This window comes from Solibacillus sp. FSL R7-0682 (genome assembly GCF_038005985.1).
In the GTDB taxonomy this organism is placed as follows: domain Bacteria; phylum Bacillota; class Bacilli; order Bacillales_A; family Planococcaceae; genus Solibacillus.
Genome location: NZ_JBBOUI010000001.1, coordinates 1489611 through 1506224, shown reverse-complemented (window position 1 = coordinate 1506224; position 16614 = coordinate 1489611). Strand labels below are relative to the sequence as shown.

General features: G+C 36.5%; 18 protein-coding genes and 1 other annotated feature. Of the genes, 4 read left to right on the top strand and 14 right to left on the bottom strand.

All coding sequences use genetic code 11. From position 1 onward, the window contains the following. The first annotated feature begins 98 nt into the window (after positions 1–98). Positions 99–569 carry a glutathione peroxidase gene (locus MKZ17_RS07555; protein ID WP_340723131.1) on the top strand — a complete coding sequence of 157 codons (471 nt, stop codon included), beginning with the start codon at positions 99–101 and terminating at the stop codon, positions 567–569. 122 nt (positions 570–691) lie between these two features. Beyond that, positions 692–1426, top strand: a complete 735-nt coding sequence (locus MKZ17_RS07550; RefSeq protein WP_340723130.1) for a glucose 1-dehydrogenase — start codon at positions 692–694, stop codon at positions 1424–1426. 47 nt (positions 1427–1473) lie between these two features. Here MKZ17_RS07550 and MKZ17_RS07545 read toward each other — a convergent pair whose 3' ends face one another. The 11 genes from MKZ17_RS07545 to cymR all read right to left on the bottom strand — a co-directional run bounded on the left by MKZ17_RS07545 (position 1474) and on the right by cymR (position 11229). Further along, positions 1474–2322, bottom strand: coding sequence for a hypothetical protein (locus tag MKZ17_RS07545; RefSeq protein WP_340723129.1), 849 nt, complete (start codon positions 2320–2322; stop codon positions 1474–1476). Beyond that, positions 2315–2809 carry an RNA polymerase sigma factor gene (locus MKZ17_RS07540; protein ID WP_340723128.1) on the bottom strand — a complete coding sequence of 165 codons (495 nt, stop codon included), beginning with the start codon at positions 2807–2809 and terminating at the stop codon, positions 2315–2317. The genes MKZ17_RS07545 and MKZ17_RS07540 overlap by 8 nt, the downstream gene beginning before the upstream one ends. Positions 2810–2914: 105 nt before the next feature. Next, positions 2915–3289 (bottom strand): DUF5071 domain-containing protein, encoded by a 375-nt coding sequence (locus MKZ17_RS07535; RefSeq protein ID WP_340723127.1) that lies wholly within the window; start codon positions 3287–3289, stop codon positions 2915–2917. After that, positions 3286–3867 (bottom strand): anthranilate synthase component II, encoded by a 582-nt coding sequence (locus tag MKZ17_RS07530; RefSeq protein WP_340723126.1) that lies wholly within the window; start codon positions 3865–3867, stop codon positions 3286–3288. Before MKZ17_RS07530 ends, MKZ17_RS07535 begins: the two co-directional genes overlap by 4 nt. Continuing rightward, positions 3864–5252 carry an anthranilate synthase component I gene (gene trpE / locus MKZ17_RS07525; RefSeq protein ID WP_340723125.1) on the bottom strand — a complete coding sequence of 463 codons (1389 nt, stop codon included), beginning with the start codon at positions 5250–5252 and terminating at the stop codon, positions 3864–3866. Before trpE ends, MKZ17_RS07530 begins: the two co-directional genes overlap by 4 nt. A gap of 56 nt (positions 5253–5308) precedes the next feature. Then, positions 5309–5520 (bottom strand) — a binding site (T-box leader). Between the two features lie 67 nt (positions 5521–5587). Further along, the gene (locus MKZ17_RS07520) at positions 5588–6949 is read right to left on the bottom strand and encodes a hypothetical protein (RefSeq protein ID WP_340723124.1); all 1362 of its coding nucleotides are present in this window, start codon (positions 6947–6949) and stop codon (positions 5588–5590) included. Then, positions 6946–7587 (bottom strand): ATPase, encoded by a 642-nt coding sequence (locus MKZ17_RS07515; protein WP_340723123.1) that lies wholly within the window; start codon positions 7585–7587, stop codon positions 6946–6948. The genes MKZ17_RS07520 and MKZ17_RS07515 overlap by 4 nt, the downstream gene beginning before the upstream one ends. Before the next feature lie 149 nt (positions 7588–7736). Further along, positions 7737–8402 carry a tetratricopeptide repeat protein gene (locus tag MKZ17_RS07510; RefSeq protein ID WP_340725518.1) on the bottom strand — a complete coding sequence of 222 codons (666 nt, stop codon included), beginning with the start codon at positions 8400–8402 and terminating at the stop codon, positions 7737–7739. Positions 8403–8459: 57 nt separating this feature from the next. Then, positions 8460–9581, bottom strand: coding sequence for a tRNA 2-thiouridine(34) synthase MnmA (gene mnmA, locus MKZ17_RS07505; RefSeq protein ID WP_340723122.1), 1122 nt, complete (start codon positions 9579–9581; stop codon positions 8460–8462). Between the two features lie 58 nt (positions 9582–9639). Continuing rightward, entirely contained in the window at positions 9640–10782 is a 1143-nt protein-coding gene (locus MKZ17_RS07500) for a cysteine desulfurase family protein (protein WP_340723121.1), read from the bottom strand. A 27-nt stretch (positions 10783–10809) separates the two neighbouring features. Continuing rightward, the gene (cymR, locus tag MKZ17_RS07495) at positions 10810–11229 is read right to left on the bottom strand and encodes a cysteine metabolism transcriptional regulator CymR (RefSeq protein WP_340723120.1); all 420 of its coding nucleotides are present in this window, start codon (positions 11227–11229) and stop codon (positions 10810–10812) included. Between the two features lie 169 nt (positions 11230–11398). Between cymR and MKZ17_RS07490 the strand changes: the two genes are divergently transcribed. Then, positions 11399–12676: a replication-associated recombination protein A gene (locus tag MKZ17_RS07490; RefSeq protein WP_340723119.1), complete on the top strand. Its 1278-nt coding sequence runs from the start codon at positions 11399–11401 to the stop codon at positions 12674–12676. A 62-nt stretch (positions 12677–12738) separates the two neighbouring features. On the opposite strand, the gene MKZ17_RS07485 is transcribed toward MKZ17_RS07490, so the two are convergent. Both MKZ17_RS07485 and MKZ17_RS07480 read right to left on the bottom strand, forming a co-directional pair. Continuing rightward, positions 12739–13236 (bottom strand): GTPase, encoded by a 498-nt coding sequence (locus MKZ17_RS07485; protein ID WP_340723118.1) that lies wholly within the window; start codon positions 13234–13236, stop codon positions 12739–12741. Between the two features lie 163 nt (positions 13237–13399). After that, positions 13400–13813: an aminopeptidase gene (locus MKZ17_RS07480; RefSeq protein WP_340723117.1), complete on the bottom strand. Its 414-nt coding sequence runs from the start codon at positions 13811–13813 to the stop codon at positions 13400–13402. Between the two features lie 174 nt (positions 13814–13987). Here MKZ17_RS07480 and MKZ17_RS07475 point away from each other — a divergent pair, with 174 nt between their 5' ends. Next, positions 13988–15448, top strand: coding sequence for a methyl-accepting chemotaxis protein (locus MKZ17_RS07475; RefSeq protein WP_340723116.1), 1461 nt, complete (start codon positions 13988–13990; stop codon positions 15446–15448). 55 nt (positions 15449–15503) lie between these two features. Here the strand turns inward: MKZ17_RS07475 and MKZ17_RS07470 are convergent, their stop codons facing one another. Beyond that, on the bottom strand, positions 15504–16265 hold the full coding sequence (locus tag MKZ17_RS07470) for a tRNA threonylcarbamoyladenosine dehydratase (protein ID WP_340723115.1): 762 nt from the start codon (positions 16263–16265) through the stop codon (positions 15504–15506). Positions 16266–16614: the final 349 nt, after the last annotated feature.

The window sequence follows — 16614 nt, the reverse complement described above, 5'->3', positions numbered from 1 at the left end:
CTTCTATTTTCTGCTGGAGGTATCATTTTACAGTTATTTTATTTTTCAGTACGATTAGCTTGTAACTAATTTGTATATGATAGAAATGGAGGCACATTATGAATCTTTACGATATTTCTGTAAAAAATGAAAAAGGTGAAACGTACAACTTAGACCGCTATCAAGGTGAAGTAATGATGATTGTGAACACTGCTAGTAAATGTGGATTCACTAATCAATTCACGCAGCTAGAGGAGCTTTATGAAAAATATAAGGATCAGGGTTTTGTTGTTCTTGGTTTTCCCTCAAATCAATTTAAACAAGAATTAGATTCTGGAGCTGATGCTGCAGAGTTTTGCCGTCTAGATTATGGCGTGACTTTCCCGATGCATGAGATGATTAAAGTGAATGGAACAGACGCTCACCCTTTGTTTCAACATTTAACATCCCATTCAAAAGGTCTTTTTGGTCAAGCAGTTAAATGGAATTTTACCAAATTTTTAGTCGACCGCGAAGGAAATATTATTAAACGCTATGCTCCACAAGACAACCCTTTAAAGGCAGAAAAAGATATTTCTAAATTGCTTTAAAAAATTAATTATTTTTTAATACTAAAAATGTGCATTCTAAATAGTTTAGCTGTATACTATTATTGAAATATCTAAGGTTATAAGATATTTTTATTATTTCATTCACTGAAGGAGTGTTTTTAATGGGTCGTTTAGACAATAAAGTCGTTATCATTACAGGTGCCGCTCAAGGTATGGGTGCTTCACACGCAAAATTATTCGTAGAACAAGGTGCAAAGGTTGTTCTTACCGACTTAAACGAAGAAAAAGGTAATGCATTCGCTACAGAATTAGGTGAAAATGCAATCTTTGTTAAACAAAATGTTACATCTGAAGAAGATTGGGCTACAGTAATTGCGAAGGCAGAAGAAACTTTTGGTCCTGTAAATGTATTAGTTAATAACGCAGGTATTACAATGGCTAAAAACATGTTAGAAGTAACACTTGAAGAATACCGTCGTATTGTAGATATCAACCAAGTTTCTGTATTTTTAGGTATGAAAGCAGTTGCTGGTTCAATGATGAAAGCAGGCGGTGGTTCAATCGTTAATATTTCATCAATGAACGGCTTAGTAGCTGGTGCTATTGGCTATACAGATACAAAATTCGCAGTTCGCGGTATGACAAAAGCTGCAGCAATCAATTTAGCGCCTATGGGCATCCGTGTAAACTCTGTACACCCAGGTGTAATCGCAACTCCAATGGTAGTACAAGAAGATACAAAGGCAGCAGTTGAAGCATTCTCAAAACATATTCCTTTAAAACGCGTTGCACAACCAGAAGAAGTTTCAAACATGGTACTATTCTTAGCATCTGATGAATCTAGTTATTCAACTGGTTCTGAATTCATTATCGATGGTGGTATGACAGCTCAATAAGGTACGAAGAAAGGTGTGGCCCTCTTATAGGAGCCACACCTTTTTTATTAATATAAAAATTGTTCTTCATCGGTCAATTCAATGTATAGCGGATATATTTTCACTAAAATAAATAGTATATAAATGGTAATGATCGGCAAGAACAAGTACAATGGAAGCCCATTCCAATTTGCAGCGAAAAAGATAAGAGGTATAGGAATAGAAAGATAGCCATTTAGCTGTTTTGTTCTTTTCGAAAAGTAAACGGGCTTTTGGCAGGAAGAACAACGTAGCTCAGAATTGATTGTTCTACCCATTTTGCCAATTTCCTTTGCCGAAAGTTCTATATGACAATGAGGACAATGCTTCTTTTTTGGCATGTCACAGGCTAAATATAATAAAACGAAAAAGTGTAAGGATAGAATACACAGGAAGATAACTGTATTAACAACCATTAAGGGCACAACAAAATTAAGACCTAATCCAAAACTAATAATAATCACAAAGCCAAGCAAAACAAAATACAGGAAACGATTTCTTACAATCCATTGTTTGATAACAAATAGTCCTCCTTGTTCCCATCGTACTGTTTTAAGCATGACTTGATAAAATAGAATGCCACATATTAAAACTAGACAGACTAGCAAGAAATAATGGAAAAGCATGTCCTGTAAATATCGGGTATGATCAATTTCAACTAAAGGGATTGCCGCTTGATGTGTTCGGATTTCACTGTTCTTCCCAATGATTAAAATAACAAAAAACAACGATAATACGATAAAGCTCGGTAAAGCTAGTCGATACATCCAATCTACTTTTTTACCTCGAGGCTTCCTGACAGCATTCAAGATTCGAATTTTTTGTTGGTCCGATAGCTGTAATTCATTTAATTCTTCTTGCCATTTCTCTTTATTCATCTTCGAACACCTCCCTCTGTAGCTTTGGCTTTAATTTTTCCCGCGCTCGTTGAAGCCGTGATTTTATCGTCGAAACGGAGCACTGTAAAAACTGAGCAATTTCTGTCACTGTCATTTGGTCATAATAATAAAGCAATAACACTTCTCGGTCTTTCAACGGTAACGTTAGCACAGCTTCGGTTATTTCCCCGCGCCATTCTTTTTGAATATAGGCTTGTTCGATATCATTGGATTTACCTTGAAAAAGCTCCTGCACAACCTGTTTTTTATATTGCCAGCTACGTAAGTAATCAATGCTGCGATTACGGGTCATTTTCGATAAATAGGTTTTTAATGAGGCATTCCCTTCAAATTGATAAGATTTTTGATAATAAGTAAAAAATACATCCTGCACGACTTCTTCGGCTACAGGATGGCTTTTCGTATAAATAAAGGCGACACGATATAAATAGTCACCATATGTAAGAATAAGTTCCTCAATATCCATGAAGCAAACCTCCTTTCATATTTATAGACGGAGCCTATTTAAATTTGGACGCAAAACGAAAGCCTAACCGAAGAAAATTTCTCGATTAGGCATCTCTCATTTACTTCAAATAGGTTCAAAGCTTACTAACGCTTGCTGTGCGGCTTCTATTACATCTTCATTCCATTGTGTTTTTTCTTGCTCCGCTAGTTTTTGTACACTGTCTGCTAATACCATTTTCGAATAAAACGGAAGCACCGGAACAATTTTCGTTAAGCACCAGAAAATCCACATGTCATCGTCTCCAACTAACACTTGCTCGATATGTGGCGTTAGCTCCGTTGGATACTGTAATAGTACTTCAAGCATTGGCTCAGCTACTGGCCAATTAAAGTCTTGTAACCATTCTAATAACTGGGGTAATAGTAGCACAACTTCTTCTGGATGTACTTGCTTTAATTTTTCAATCGCGCCAACATCAAACTTATCCCTTGGTATCATGTTCGTACGCCCACCTTTTCTAAAAACTTTTCAATTAATGTATCCCCCACTGCAGTACCAATTGATTCTGGGTGGAATTGTAGTCCATATAAAGGGTATTCCTTGTGCTGAATGGCCATGATTTCACCATCATCATCCGATGTAGCAATGACTTCAAACTCTTTGTGTAATGATTCCTTTTCAATAATAAGGGAATGATAGCGCATTACTTCTAATTTCTGTTGCAACGATTCAAATAGCCCCTTATTTGTATATGCGAGCATACTTGTCTTCCCGTGCATAATCGTGGTAGCTCGGCGCACTGTTCCTCCGAAAGCCTCACCAATCGCTTGGTGCCCTAGGCAAATCCCTAAAATTGGATATTCTTTATAAAGGGATTGTATCATTTCAATAATAATACCTGCATCTGTTGGCTCACCTGGTCCAGGTGAAATCACAATTGCTAGTGGATTTAGCGCTCTAATTTCCTCCACGGTAATCGCATCATTACGAACAACCTGGATATTCGGATAAAACTGGGCAATTTGATGGTACAAATTATACGTAAACGAATCATAATTATCGATTAATAATATCATGCGCGCACCTCCAAAAGAGCCTTCGCTTTATTCAACGTTTCTTCATATTCATCCTCAGGAATAGAATCGTAAACAATTCCTGCCCCTGCCTGAACATAAGCTTTATTCTCTTTGACTACCATTGTACGGATCGCAAGCGCTAAATCCATATTGCCACTGACAGATAAATAGCCGATCGCTCCAGCATAAATGCCACGCTTACGCTGTTCAAGCTCATTTATTATTTGCATTGCTCTGATTTTTGGTGCTCCTGAAACAGTACCTGCAGGCAAACTAGATGCTAATACATCGACTAAGTGAGCATCAGCTCGCAATTTCCCAGTTACCTCAGATACGATATGCATAACAAATTTATAGCGCTCAATTTCCATATATTTCGTCACTTTTACTGAGCCAATTTGGGCAACACGCCCAACATCATTACGTCCTAAGTCAACAAGCATTTTATGTTCTGCGATTTCTTTTTCATCTTCTAATAATGCACGCGCAATTGCTTCATCCTCTTGCATTGTTTTCCCTCTTGGTTTTGTTCCTGCAATTGGATTCGTCGTAACCATACCATTTTGAACTTTTACTAAACTTTCAGGAGACGTACCGAGTACTGTATAAGTGTCAAAATCCATATAGAACATATAAGGTGAAGCATTTGACGTGCGAAGCTTGCGATAAAGTGCGAATGCATCTCCAGAAAAGTTCGCCTCAAATGTTTGAGAAAGCACCACTTGAAAAATATCTCCCCGTCGAATGTGTTCCTTTGCAGTTTCGACCATCTTAATAAAATGCTCTTTTTTAATCGTTGGTGCAAACTGTACATACTCCTCCTTTAGAGAGGTCGTATTAAACGGTGACCGAATCATCTGCTCGATTATTTCCACTTGTTGCTCTAATTGTTCAGCGGTTTTTCCTTGCACAAATAAATCCATTGCTACAATTGTCACCTGTTGTAATAAATGATCGATAACAATGAACGTTTCATAAAAATACACATGAACATCTGGCATGTTGTATATATCGTTTACTATGTCACCAATTTGTTCAAAATGAAAGGCAGTTTCATAACCGAAATAGCCAATAGCTCCCCCAAAGAATGCAAATGGACGCTCTTCATTTCGAATAGGTAATAGTTCTTTTAATACGGTAAGGACTGGCTTTTGTACTGTTGTTTGTTCGTGATTGCCAATTGTGTATGTGCTTTCTAATTCGTTGCCTTTAAGCTCTCCCACTGGATTAAATGCAATAAAGGAATAGCGGCCACTTGCTTTAAATTTTGCATTGGATTCAAACAAAACTTTCTGTTTTCCTTGGATTGCTTCATAAATTAAAATCGGTGTAAGCGTATCACCATTTAGCTGTTTCATTACAAAATCCTTCTGCTCTACTGTCATGTCTATCTCTCCTCAGCTCTACTTTACTTTAAAAAACACAAAAAGGCCCTCCGCTTGTAAAGGACGGAGAGCCGTGGTGCCACCTTTATTGACTACATTCATAAAAAATTACATAGTCCACTCGAATACTCGTAACGTGAGTGCTACGGCACAGCATTTCCTCTGCGCAGCTAGAAAGCCCATTCATAAAGTCCGTTTACTAACTTTCACCTACCGTTAGCTCTCTTAAAAACAAAACTTCACTACTTTTTTTCATCATCGCTTTTTTCTAATTATTATTGTATAGCTTCTGTACATATTTTTCAAATTATTTTAAATTCACTATAAATTTCACATTAACTTTGAGCTTTCGCATAATACAAGCTTACATCTGAATGAGCAACTAGCTCTTCATAGCTCCATTGATCAATCGGTAATTGATTTGTACTCGAATAGCCAAAATGAACCGGTATTGTTATAGGACCTGTCGTCGATTGAACAAAAAATTTCTTTAACTTTTGTTCAAGTTGCATTAGCAAGTCTATAAAAGTTGTTTCCGATAAATTTTTAAAGATTGCCTCTCCTTCATTGTTGGAACGAATTAAAATTTCTGCACAGTATACTGAAATGACGTCAATAACCGCCTCAAACAATGAAAATAATAATTGCCGTTCAAACAGTTCTCCGAATAAGCCTTCTACAACATCGGTCATAAAGGACCAATGCAAACAAATAATGTGCTGTTTATTTTCTAAAGCATTTTGAACATATTGTTCCATCTCTTCCTTTGTTATAATATTCTGATATTTAAAGGTAGCTGGATGTGATGCTTCATGTAAAAACAAATCCGTTTGTAAGCCTTTAATTTCTTCAACACCTGTAAGAGGAAAATCACATTGAAAAGTATCTACGATTTCCGCTAGCTCCTCATAAAAGGCGACTACATCACTTTCGTTTTTTTGATATGTTAAATAATGAAATATCGTGCTCAAATGGACCAGATTCTTTTTTTCTTTAAAGAAGCTATATGCTTTCTTTAAATAGAAGAAGCTTTGTTCACAATCGCCTAATTTGTCATACAATATTCCTTCAGCAAAATCAATATGGACTTGATAATTCAACATGACTTCATCCGACATATATTCAAGCATTTCATTTTTTAGTTGTTTAAATGCTTTTTCATCACTTACTAACGCATAATAATTTAATAGCCCTGAATACCCTCTAATAATACTTAATCCTCTTGTCGGTAATCGGTCTTTATAAAAGATTGCAAACCGTTCCGCCATATTTGCTAATTCAATATTTCCTAAAAAAATTTGCATCGTCGCAATATTAGCGAAATTAATAGCCACCATCTCTTCGTTATTTAATAAATAGGCGTAACGAATAGATTTTTTTGCATAATCATTCGCATCCTTATAATTTTTTACGAGCTTATTTAATAAGCTCATCAAATAATAATAGATAAGTTTATTTTCCTCTGTACCATATGTGACCGTTAACTTCTCGTATTCAGGCATAATACGAATAAATGCTTCATAATCGCCTTTTTCATGGAAAGCGGAAGCTAAAAATTCATAGCTACCTAGTGCCTCTTTATAACGCTTTTTTTGCAATGCAATTTGAAGTGTTATTGTTGCGAATTGAATTACTTCATCAAATTTTAATTGTATATACAGACTTTTTAAATGCTCCATTTGATTTGATACGATCAAGGTACTCTTCCACCCCAGTCATTAATTAATCCAAATACGCCTTCATATATATTTTCAGATTCTGTTATCATATTTTCCATTGTCAAATTTAACGGAGTTTTAAATTTTTGATGGATTAATTTTATTTCATTCACTACTAAGCTCTGTAGCTGAGCAAGTTGTTTCGGGTATTTTTCAGGTTCTTGATATTTTGTATCGTAATAATGCCGATTACTTTTTGTATTATATTGCTGTAATTCTTTATATTTTTTTGACATCTCTTCATCTAAATGTAGCTTTTGCGCAATAAATTCATCCATTCCTTTGTACAAATAAATTGCACAAATAAATGCTAGTTTATCATTTTCATATAATGCTAATTGAATAAATCGTTTTATTGAAAACCCCTTCACAATCGATAATAAATAGTATCGATAAGGATAAATCATCGCATTTTCTGGGTTTTCGATTTTATCTAGGTCATCTGTGGAAATTAAATACCAAATATCTAATATCGTAATTGAACGTTGATACGTATCCTTTACAACTGGAAGTACTAATGTAAAAAACTCTAGTTCTTTGATCAATTCACAAAATCTTTGGAATCGCTCTTCTGGAATTAAATACATACAGTCTGCAGAATCTAATTGAGTATGCATAATAAACACCTCACTTTAATTTCCAACTCACTCCCATAATAGCACAAAAATAACATCAATAGCACTTTAATGCTTCAGATTATGAGAAACATAGAATTAAAAAGGCTATACTAAAGATCGAATCTTTTAGTACAGCCACTAATTAAATATTAATTTGAACGTTGGCAAATCATATCATAAATATACTTTGCTTGGTCAAATTCAGGCTGTAATGTAAATGCCTGTTTTAAATGATATTTTGCCTTTTCTGTATCTTGTGTAGACACTGCGTATAAGACACCTAAATTGTAATGGGCGTCAGCATTATTCCAATCCTCTTCAATAACGAATTCAAGTTCTGGCTTTGCATGCTCAAACATTTCTAAAGTACATAGTAAAATCCCATATGCTAAACGAATTTGAATATCCTTTGGCGCAATTTCCGCTGCACGTTGCATAAATGGTAATGCTAGCTTATATTGTTCTTCTCGCTCGAAGCATTTTGCTAACATATAAAAAGCATCCGCGCCTTCAATCCCATGGTCAATTGATTTTTGATAAAGCTTGGCTGCTTCTGTGTAACGCTCCACTTCATAATAAAGGTTGGCTAACCCGTAATAAGCCGTTGCTGCCTTTTCATCAACTGTAATTGCTTTTTGGAAGAAGCGTTCTGCACGCTCAATATCATTCATCGCGGCAAGAAGTGTACCGAAGTTTACATAACCTACTGCATCTTCTGGATTTGCCTCAATCGCCTGCGTAAAAGCTTGTGCAGCATCCTCATAGCGCTTTTCTTGGAAGGCTTTAATGCCAATTTCATTGTAATTTGTATCCATATCTTTCACCTCAAAACAAACGTATAGACGCTCACCTAAGTGAACGTCTATCAATCATTAACCTACATACGTTAATTTTTCACTATTTTTAAATACTTCATCAATTGTACCGCCACCAAGGCATACTTCACCATCATACAGAACAACTGCTTGTCCTGGCGTAATAGCACGAACGGGCTCTGCGAACGTGATGTATGCTGTACCATCCTCACGCATCGTTACCTCGACTGGTGAATCCTCCTGACGATAACGGAATTTTGCAGTACAGCTAAATGTGCCTGTTTTTGGTTCTTTTGTGGAAAAGCTCATTTTCACTGCAGACAATGCTTCAGAATATAACGCTTCATGGTGGAATCCTTGCCCTACGTATAATACGTTACGCTCTAAATCCTTCCCTAGCACGAACCAAGGCTCACCGTCACCACCAATACCTAAACCGTGACGCTGACCTAATGTATAGTACATTAATCCGTCATGACGTCCTTTCACTTCACCTTCAAATGTTTCCATATTACCAGGCTGCGCAGGTAAGTACTGACTTAAAAACTCCTTGAAGTTACGTTCCCCAATGAAGCAAATACCTGTGGAGTCTTTTTTCTTCGCTGTTGCAAGACCTGCTTCTTCAGCTATTTTTCGCACCTCTGGCTTTGGCAAATGACCAATTGGGAACATTACCTTTTCTAGCTGCGCTTGAGTCAATTGATTTAGGAAGTAGGTTTGGTCTTTATTATTATCAACACCTCGAAGCATTAACACTTCATCCTCTGTACGATCAACGCGGGCATAGTGACCCGTTGCTAAATAATCCGCACCAAGATTCATGGCATGCTCTAAAAATGCTTTAAATTTAATTTCTTTGTTACACATAACATCTGGGTTTGGTGTACGTCCTGCTTTGTATTCTTCTAAGAAGTACGTAAATACCTTGTCCCAATATTGCTTTTCAAAATTGACTGCATAGTACGGGATGCCGATTTGGTTACATACAGCGATTACATCTTCATAATCTTCAGTTGCTGTACAAACACCATTTTCGTCCGTATCATCCCAGTTCTTCATGAAAATACCGATTACATCGTAGCCTTGTTGCTTTAATAAATACGCGGCAACTGACGAGTCTACGCCACCTGACATACCGACAACTACTCGGATTTCTGATGGATTTCTTGTTTCTACCATTTACTATTCACCTTTTCTTAGACAAATCGCGTAAAAGGCGCGAAGTCTTTCTCATAATTTATTGAACTAATCGCTTTACAATGGCAGCTGTACGCTGACCTGCTTCACGTACTAGATCATCTGTTAATCCTAACCCAAAACTGAAACGAATGGAACTACGAAGTTCTGGGGAATTTTCACCAAACATCGCCACTAGGACATGGGATGGGTCAATGGAGCCTGCTGTACATGCGGATCCACTTGAAACGAGTACGCCAGCCATATCTAAATTTATTAAAAAGGACTCCACGTCTGTCCCAGGGAACGTCACATTCAATACGTGTGCCAATACATACTCTTCGTGACCATTGATGTGATACTCAATTCCAGCTGCTACAAATTCCTCGGATAAAATGGATTTAAAGTTTTTATATTGCATTTTTCGGTCTTCTGCTTTTTGCTCTGCAAGTTCAGCCGCTCTAGCAAATGCTACTGCTGCTGGCACATTCTCAGTACCGGCCCTGCGTTTTTTCTCCTGAGAGCCACCATACATTAAATTGGCTAATTTCACACCTTGTTTTACATATAAAAAGCCAATCCCTTTAGGTCCATTAATTTTATGAGCGGATACACTTAATAAATCAATATTCATCGCCTCGACGTCGATTTTTTCTAAGCCGAAAGCTTGTACTGCATCCGTATGGAAAGTTGCTTTATGGTTTTGTAAAAGAGTACCTATTTCAGCAATCGGCTGAATGGTACCAACTTCATTATTCCCATACATAATTGTCACTAAAATCGTATCATCACGTAGCGCTTCTTGGACATCTTCTACGGCAACACGTCCTGTTTTATCCACAGGTAAATACGTAATGTCAAAGCCTTCTTTTGCAAGCTTTTCACAGGCATGTAGAACTGCATGATGCTCAATAGCAGTAGTAATGATATGTTTTCCTTCCTGTTGGCGCGCATAGGCTGTACCAAAAATTGCGGTATTATCCGCCTCTGTGCCTCCACTTGTAAATATAACTTCAGAAGGCTTTGCATGAATTTTTTGGGCTAATGTAACCCTTGCTTCATCCAATGCTTTTCGAGCGTTACGACCTGCAGCATGAATGCTTGATGCATTTCCACTTACTTCTGCTAAAGCACGGGCATAGACGTCAATGACTTCTGGCGCGACAGAAGAAGTGGCAGCATGGTCAAGGTAAATTGTGTTCATAAAACGTTTTACTCCTTTAATGACGGACTAAATGTAGAACATATAGCCATCTGAAACTTCATTATTCGTATATTTCGCTAAATCTTCAATTGTCGTTGTATCTAAAACATTTTTCACTGCATCACGAATACGCATCCATAACTCACGTTGAGGTGCTTCTTCATTTTCGATTCCTTCTACTGGCTGGATTGGTCCTTCTAACACACGAATTACATCCGCCGCTGAAATTTCATTAGGCTTATTGGCAAGCATATATCCGCCGTATGCTCCACGCACACTTTTTACAAGCCCGGCATTACGTAATGGCGATACTAACTGCTCTAAATAAGCTTCTGATAAATCCTTTTCTGCAGCAATTTGACGTAAAGGAATTGGTCCTTCACCATGATGCTTCGCTAATTCAATCATTATTGTTAATCCGTATCGACCTTTAGTTGAAATTTTCATATTAACACCTCTAATTTTTCTAGTCCATTGATACTTTTCATTATAGCATAACTCCTTTTAATCCACTCGGAAATACTTTATCATTATGTAAAGACAGAACGAATCGTGAAGCTTTTTGAGTTAAAACATAAACTACCCCGTTAATAAGGGATTTAAGGAGCGAATAATCATGCATAATGAACCTTTAGCATATAAAATGAGACCTCGTTCCATTCGAGAAATCGCAGGTCAACAACATATTATTGGACCACAGACACCACTTTTTAAAATGATCGAAAAGGGCCATGTGCCATCGATGCTATTATATGGGCCTCCAGGTGTTGGGAAAACATCAATTGCAAACGCCATTGCAGGAAGCTCAAAGTTACCATTTTTTGCATTAAATGCAACCCATGCAGGTAAAAAGGATATTGAACAAGTTGTGATAGATGCCCGAATGAGCGGTAAAGTCATTTTGTTTATTGATGAAATCCACCGTTTTAATAAATTGCAGCAAGATACCCTTTTACCTCATGTTGAAAATGGTTCTATTGTTTTAATTGGAGCAACAACTGAAAATCCATTCCATGATGTCAACCCTGCCATTCGTTCAAGATGCGGTGAAATTTTACAGCTAGAACGATTAACGATTGAAGATGTCGCCGATTTACTGCGACTTGCCCTTGACGATGAAGAGCGTGGACTAGGAAAATATTCAATTGAAGTAACAAATGTGCAAATTGAGCGCATTGCGAACGCTTCGAATGGTGATGCAAGAAAGGCGCTAACATTACTAGAATCAATTTATTATGCATCTGATGAAGAAAATGGTGTTACCATTTTTAATGACAATGCAATTGAAGCACTATCTAAGCGTATTGGATTATTTGGAGATAAGGGTGGCTCCCATTTTTACAATTTATTGTCTGCTTTACAGAAATCCGTACGGGGTAGTGATACGAATGCAGCACTTTATTACTTAGCGCACTTATTAGAAAACGGAGATTTAATCGCAGTTTGCCGTCGCTTACTTGTGATGGCCTACGAAGATATTGGCCTAGCCAATCCAGCAGTTGGTGCACATGTACAAGCAGCAACTGAAGCGGCTGTTAAGCTTGGTTTACCTGAGGCTCGAATTCCATTAGCTACTGCTGTTGTCGAAATGTGCTTATCTGATAAATCTAATTCTGCATATAAGGCGCTTGATGCAGCCATTGCCGCGATTCATGAGGGCAAAACCGGCACGATTCCGAATCATTTAAAGGATGCCCATTATGCGGGAGCAACAGAGCTTGGACATGTCGGCTACCAATATCCTCATGACAGCCCGATTGGTACATTTGGTGGCTGGGTTAAACAGCAATACTTACCAGATGAACTAGTAGGCACAGAATTTTACACACCTGTTATTGCAGGGGAAGAAAAGCGTATGGCTGCGATTTACGAGAAGCTAAAAACGTTTAAATAGGATTCCCTCACATTTTTATGTAATATAAGAAGCCATTCTCACATGCGCGAGAATGGCTTCTATTATTTATACGATTTTGCAAAAGTTTCGAATTTGCGAATACATTCATCAGTAGAACATGCCGTAGATAATTCAGCAACTGGCTCTTGAGCTGAAATGTATGCAATACTTTTTTGAATTTCTGATAATACTTCTTCATTCTCTTCCCTAATAGGATTTGGTAAACATACAGCACTAAGCTTATACATATTAACAATGTGTGCTTTCGCCTCTTCATCCTTTTCATTAATTAAATTTGAATGGGCTAACCCCGTAAAGTATAAAAGCTTAGAAGCAATATCCATAAAGAGTACCCAATAAGTTGATGACTTTGGCAGTTCCCCCTCATTCCGTTCAACGTAATTATTGAACGTAACCGCCATCTTTTGTAATAACTCATCTAACTGTTCAAATGCTTTCGACCAATTCGGCTTCGTATCGATATAATCGAAGACGATTGTGTCCACTTGCTGCTGCAAGCTTGGTAAATTTAATAAATCATTTTTTAACTCAATATTCATGCACCCATTCCTCCTATAAAGCATCCCCATACGCAAGTATTCTTACGTACCCTAACTATAGCAAAAAAAAAATGCTATTTTTTGAAATCGAACAAAACACTAAAATACCGGCTTATCTTTTTCATTTTCATCCTTTTAATAGAATATTTTGTTATTTGCTAGTTTATTTATTTTCCTTTAGGCGTAGAAAATATTTGGGATAATATCTTTTTATATGCACTTCACTTTGTTCACATGTATTCGGACCAGTTAATTTATGTACTTCAATTAATCCATTTCGATACATTTTGATCGATTGCTTCGAGCTATAAAATATCCACTCATGCAATTCAATCCATTGTTCTAGCTTTTCTTCACTATTTTCTAAAAAAAATTGTTTTTGCTTTAAGACGTTTGCCATTTTGAAAAACCCTTCACTCAATACATATGACTTTGATTGAAAGTGAAATTCAGGCGCGACAATATGTTCTACATCAAATATGTGAATCGTTTTATTAATGGCATCTATGGCGATTTCGACCGTTCCAACAACATCCAGTAAATTTAACCCTTTATATTCTAATTCTTGTATCTTCATAGAAAACTTCCTTTCCTATATATACTAATTTATTTTACCACAATAATAATCATCCGAGAAATTACTGAATAGTCATTCAAAAAAGCGTGACAGTTGGAAGAATTTGTTGTATAAATTAATGAAAACTATGAATTTTCAAGAAAATTCAATCATTCCTGAGGATGGTGTGTCAAAATGCTTATTGAGCAACTTAAGAAGAAAGACTTAATCGAAAAAAATACGATTTTAATGATTGTCTACGGGACTGCCGCTGTTCTAGGTGGTATTGCTCAAATTTTTATTGATCGTCCTATTGGCGTAGCACTTTCTTTAATAATCCCTGTCACATTTACATTTATTTGTTATGCCATTCAGCGAAAAATTGAAGCGTTACATTATTATTTTCCATATGTCGTCGTTGTGGCAGCAACAATTACTGTTTATGGTACTATTGCTACAAATAAAGTGACATTAGCAACGATAATTTTGAGCATTTTTGCCCTTATTTTAAGCAGTATTCACAACAAAATTTCAGTTTTAGTTGCGGGGTATATCGGTTCAACAATTGGACTTATTTGTAATTTTACGATGGATACGACTGGATTTGCCGTTGACCCAGCAAATGTTTTTGTCACTCAAACCCTTATGTTTGTAGCCATGTTGCTCCAAGTCCGACAAAATAAAAAAATGCTAACAAACGTGGAACAACTAATGGTTGTAGCAAACGAACGAGCGGTTCATGAAGAGGATCTTCACCAACGGTTAGAATCTTCTGTTCAAAGCATTACCGCAAAGTTGGAGCTCATTACAGATAGCACAAACAGCTCAAGTGTAGCTCATCAGCAAATGATGGCCTCTCTAAAAGAAGTTAGCATTGGCGCACATAAACAGTCTGCACACGTGCAAGACATCGTAAATAACACTGAATCAACAACAGCCGAAATCGAATCAATGGTTCACGATTTAAATACAATTATCGAAGATGCTGAGCATGCTAGTGTTAGTGCATTTGAGGGAGCTAGTTCAATGACGACGTTAAAGCAGGAAATTGACACCTTCACAGCCTTCTTTAATGAGTTAAACTCGACATTTTTATTATTATCAGAAAAAATTACGGAAACGAATGAATTTGCAATGTCTATCCAAAAGATTACAGAGCAAACAAATTTACTAGCACTGAATGCCTCTATTGAAGCAGCTCGTGCTGGTGAACATGGAAAAGGCTTTGCAGTCGTTGCGGATGAGATTCGTAAATTAGCAAGTATAACGGATGAAACGGTTGTTAAAATTGATTCAAATTTAGCACAAGTAAATTTGTTTAATAAAGAGGCGTTAGAGCGTTTAAAAAATGGGCTTGTACATGTATCAAATCAAGTTCGCATGGTGGATGATTCCAATACAACATTCACAAATTTATTTACCGCGATGAAAAACTTACAACAAAATTTAACTCAGTTTTCTGAAAGTGCCCACTCTATCGAAAAAAATGGTAAATCAGTTGATTTAGCAACAAATGAGTTTGCTGCAATTATTGCCCAAAGCTCCAATTCAATCGATGAGCTATGCATTGTTATTGAAAAAATTACTAAGGATCAACATACTGTCACTAAAAATATTGAAGAAACATACCAGCAAGCATTAAATATGATTAAGTAAAAAAAGCCCTTACAAACTAAACAATTCGTTTAGTTTGTAAGGACTTTTACATTAATTACCCTTGTACGCGGTTAATTTTAATATCTTTTAAAATCGAATTAATTACCCAGCTTGCTGCAAATAAACCAACAGTTGAAGGGACAAATGCGTTTGAAGATGGTGGCATTTTTGCTTTACGAATTTGTGCATCTGGCTTCCCGACATGCTCTACTACTTCTGGACGCACAACAACAGGTGATTCGTCAGAGAAAATAACCGTTATGCCTTTATGAATACCTTCTTTACGTAATTTCGTACGAATAACCTTAGCTAATGGATCCGTATGTGTTTTTGAAATATCGGTAATTTTAAAACGCGTTGGATCCATTTTATTCGCTGCACCCATACTAGAAATTATCGGAATGTTACGCTTTAAACATTCTTTCATAATATGGATTTTATAAATTACTGTATCAGAAGCATCAATGACATAATCAATACCAAGGTTAAAAAACTGTTCATATGTTTCTTCAGTGTAAAACATATGCATATCAATTACTTCACATTCAGGGTTAATATCAGCAATGCGTTCCTTCATTACACCTGATTTTGATTTACCTACCGTTGATAAGTACGCGACTAATTGGCGGTTAACATTAGTTATATCTACGTTATCCTTATCGACTAATACAATGCGACCCACGCCACTACGTGCACAAGCCTCTGCCGCAAAAGATCCTACTCCACCAACGCCTAAGATGGCAACTGTTGTATTTTTTAATTTATCTAGCCCCTCTGTACCGATCGCTAGTTCATTTCTAGAAAACTGATGTAACATGCATTTTACCCCTCAATCTTTATCATTCTACTAGGAATTATAACGACATCAATTCATACATGCAAGCCACATCACAAATAAAATTCTATGTACTATTCTCTATTGAAGAAATGTACTTAAACTAACGAGATAGGTTAGTTTAATTAATGATGTAACTTTGTTCCATTTAATTCGTATAATTTTACATCACAATCTTAGGAATGGAGGAAAGGCGTGAAGTGGCTAAACAACAAATGGTACAATAAGGCTTTTTTGACGGTGTGCTGGATACTTTTAATCTGGTTTATATTAGGATTCATATTTGTGGGTGGCTACATCCTTTTTTTATTTATTAGGAAACTTCAAATGT

Excerpts from the sequence above, each read along its gene's own strand:
- MKZ17_RS07555 (WP_340723131.1), top strand. The coding sequence starts at position 99 with ATGAATCTTTACGATATTTCTGTAAAAAATGAAAAAGGTGAAACGTAC.
- MKZ17_RS07550 (WP_340723130.1), top strand. The coding sequence starts at position 692 with ATGGGTCGTTTAGACAATAAAGTCGTTATCATTACAGGTGCCGCTCAA.
- MKZ17_RS07545 (WP_340723129.1), bottom strand. The coding sequence starts at position 2,322 with ATGAATAAAGAGAAATGGCAAGAAGAATTAAATGAATTACAGCTATCG.
- MKZ17_RS07540 (WP_340723128.1), bottom strand. The coding sequence starts at position 2,809 with ATGGATATTGAGGAACTTATTCTTACATATGGTGACTATTTATATCGT.
- MKZ17_RS07535 (WP_340723127.1), bottom strand. The coding sequence starts at position 3,289 with ATGATACCAAGGGATAAGTTTGATGTTGGCGCGATTGAAAAATTAAAG.
- MKZ17_RS07530 (WP_340723126.1), bottom strand. The coding sequence starts at position 3,867 with ATGATATTATTAATCGATAATTATGATTCGTTTACGTATAATTTGTAC.
- trpE (WP_340723125.1), bottom strand. The coding sequence starts at position 5,252 with ATGACAGTAGAGCAGAAGGATTTTGTAATGAAACAGCTAAATGGTGAT.
- MKZ17_RS07515 (WP_340723123.1), bottom strand. The coding sequence starts at position 7,587 with ATGCATACTCAATTAGATTCTGCAGACTGTATGTATTTAATTCCAGAA.
- MKZ17_RS07510 (WP_340725518.1), bottom strand. The coding sequence starts at position 8,402 with ATGGATACAAATTACAATGAAATTGGCATTAAAGCCTTCCAAGAAAAG.
- mnmA (WP_340723122.1), bottom strand. The coding sequence starts at position 9,581 with ATGGTAGAAACAAGAAATCCATCAGAAATCCGAGTAGTTGTCGGTATG.
- MKZ17_RS07500 (WP_340723121.1), bottom strand. The coding sequence starts at position 10,782 with ATGAACACAATTTACCTTGACCATGCTGCCACTTCTTCTGTCGCGCCA.
- cymR (WP_340723120.1), bottom strand. The coding sequence starts at position 11,229 with ATGAAAATTTCAACTAAAGGTCGATACGGATTAACAATAATGATTGAA.
- MKZ17_RS07490 (WP_340723119.1), top strand. The coding sequence starts at position 11,399 with ATGCATAATGAACCTTTAGCATATAAAATGAGACCTCGTTCCATTCGA.
- MKZ17_RS07485 (WP_340723118.1), bottom strand. The coding sequence starts at position 13,236 with ATGAATATTGAGTTAAAAAATGATTTATTAAATTTACCAAGCTTGCAG.
- MKZ17_RS07480 (WP_340723117.1), bottom strand. The coding sequence starts at position 13,813 with ATGAAGATACAAGAATTAGAATATAAAGGGTTAAATTTACTGGATGTT.
- MKZ17_RS07475 (WP_340723116.1), top strand. The coding sequence starts at position 13,988 with ATGCTTATTGAGCAACTTAAGAAGAAAGACTTAATCGAAAAAAATACG.
- MKZ17_RS07470 (WP_340723115.1), bottom strand. The coding sequence starts at position 16,265 with ATGTTACATCAGTTTTCTAGAAATGAACTAGCGATCGGTACAGAGGGG.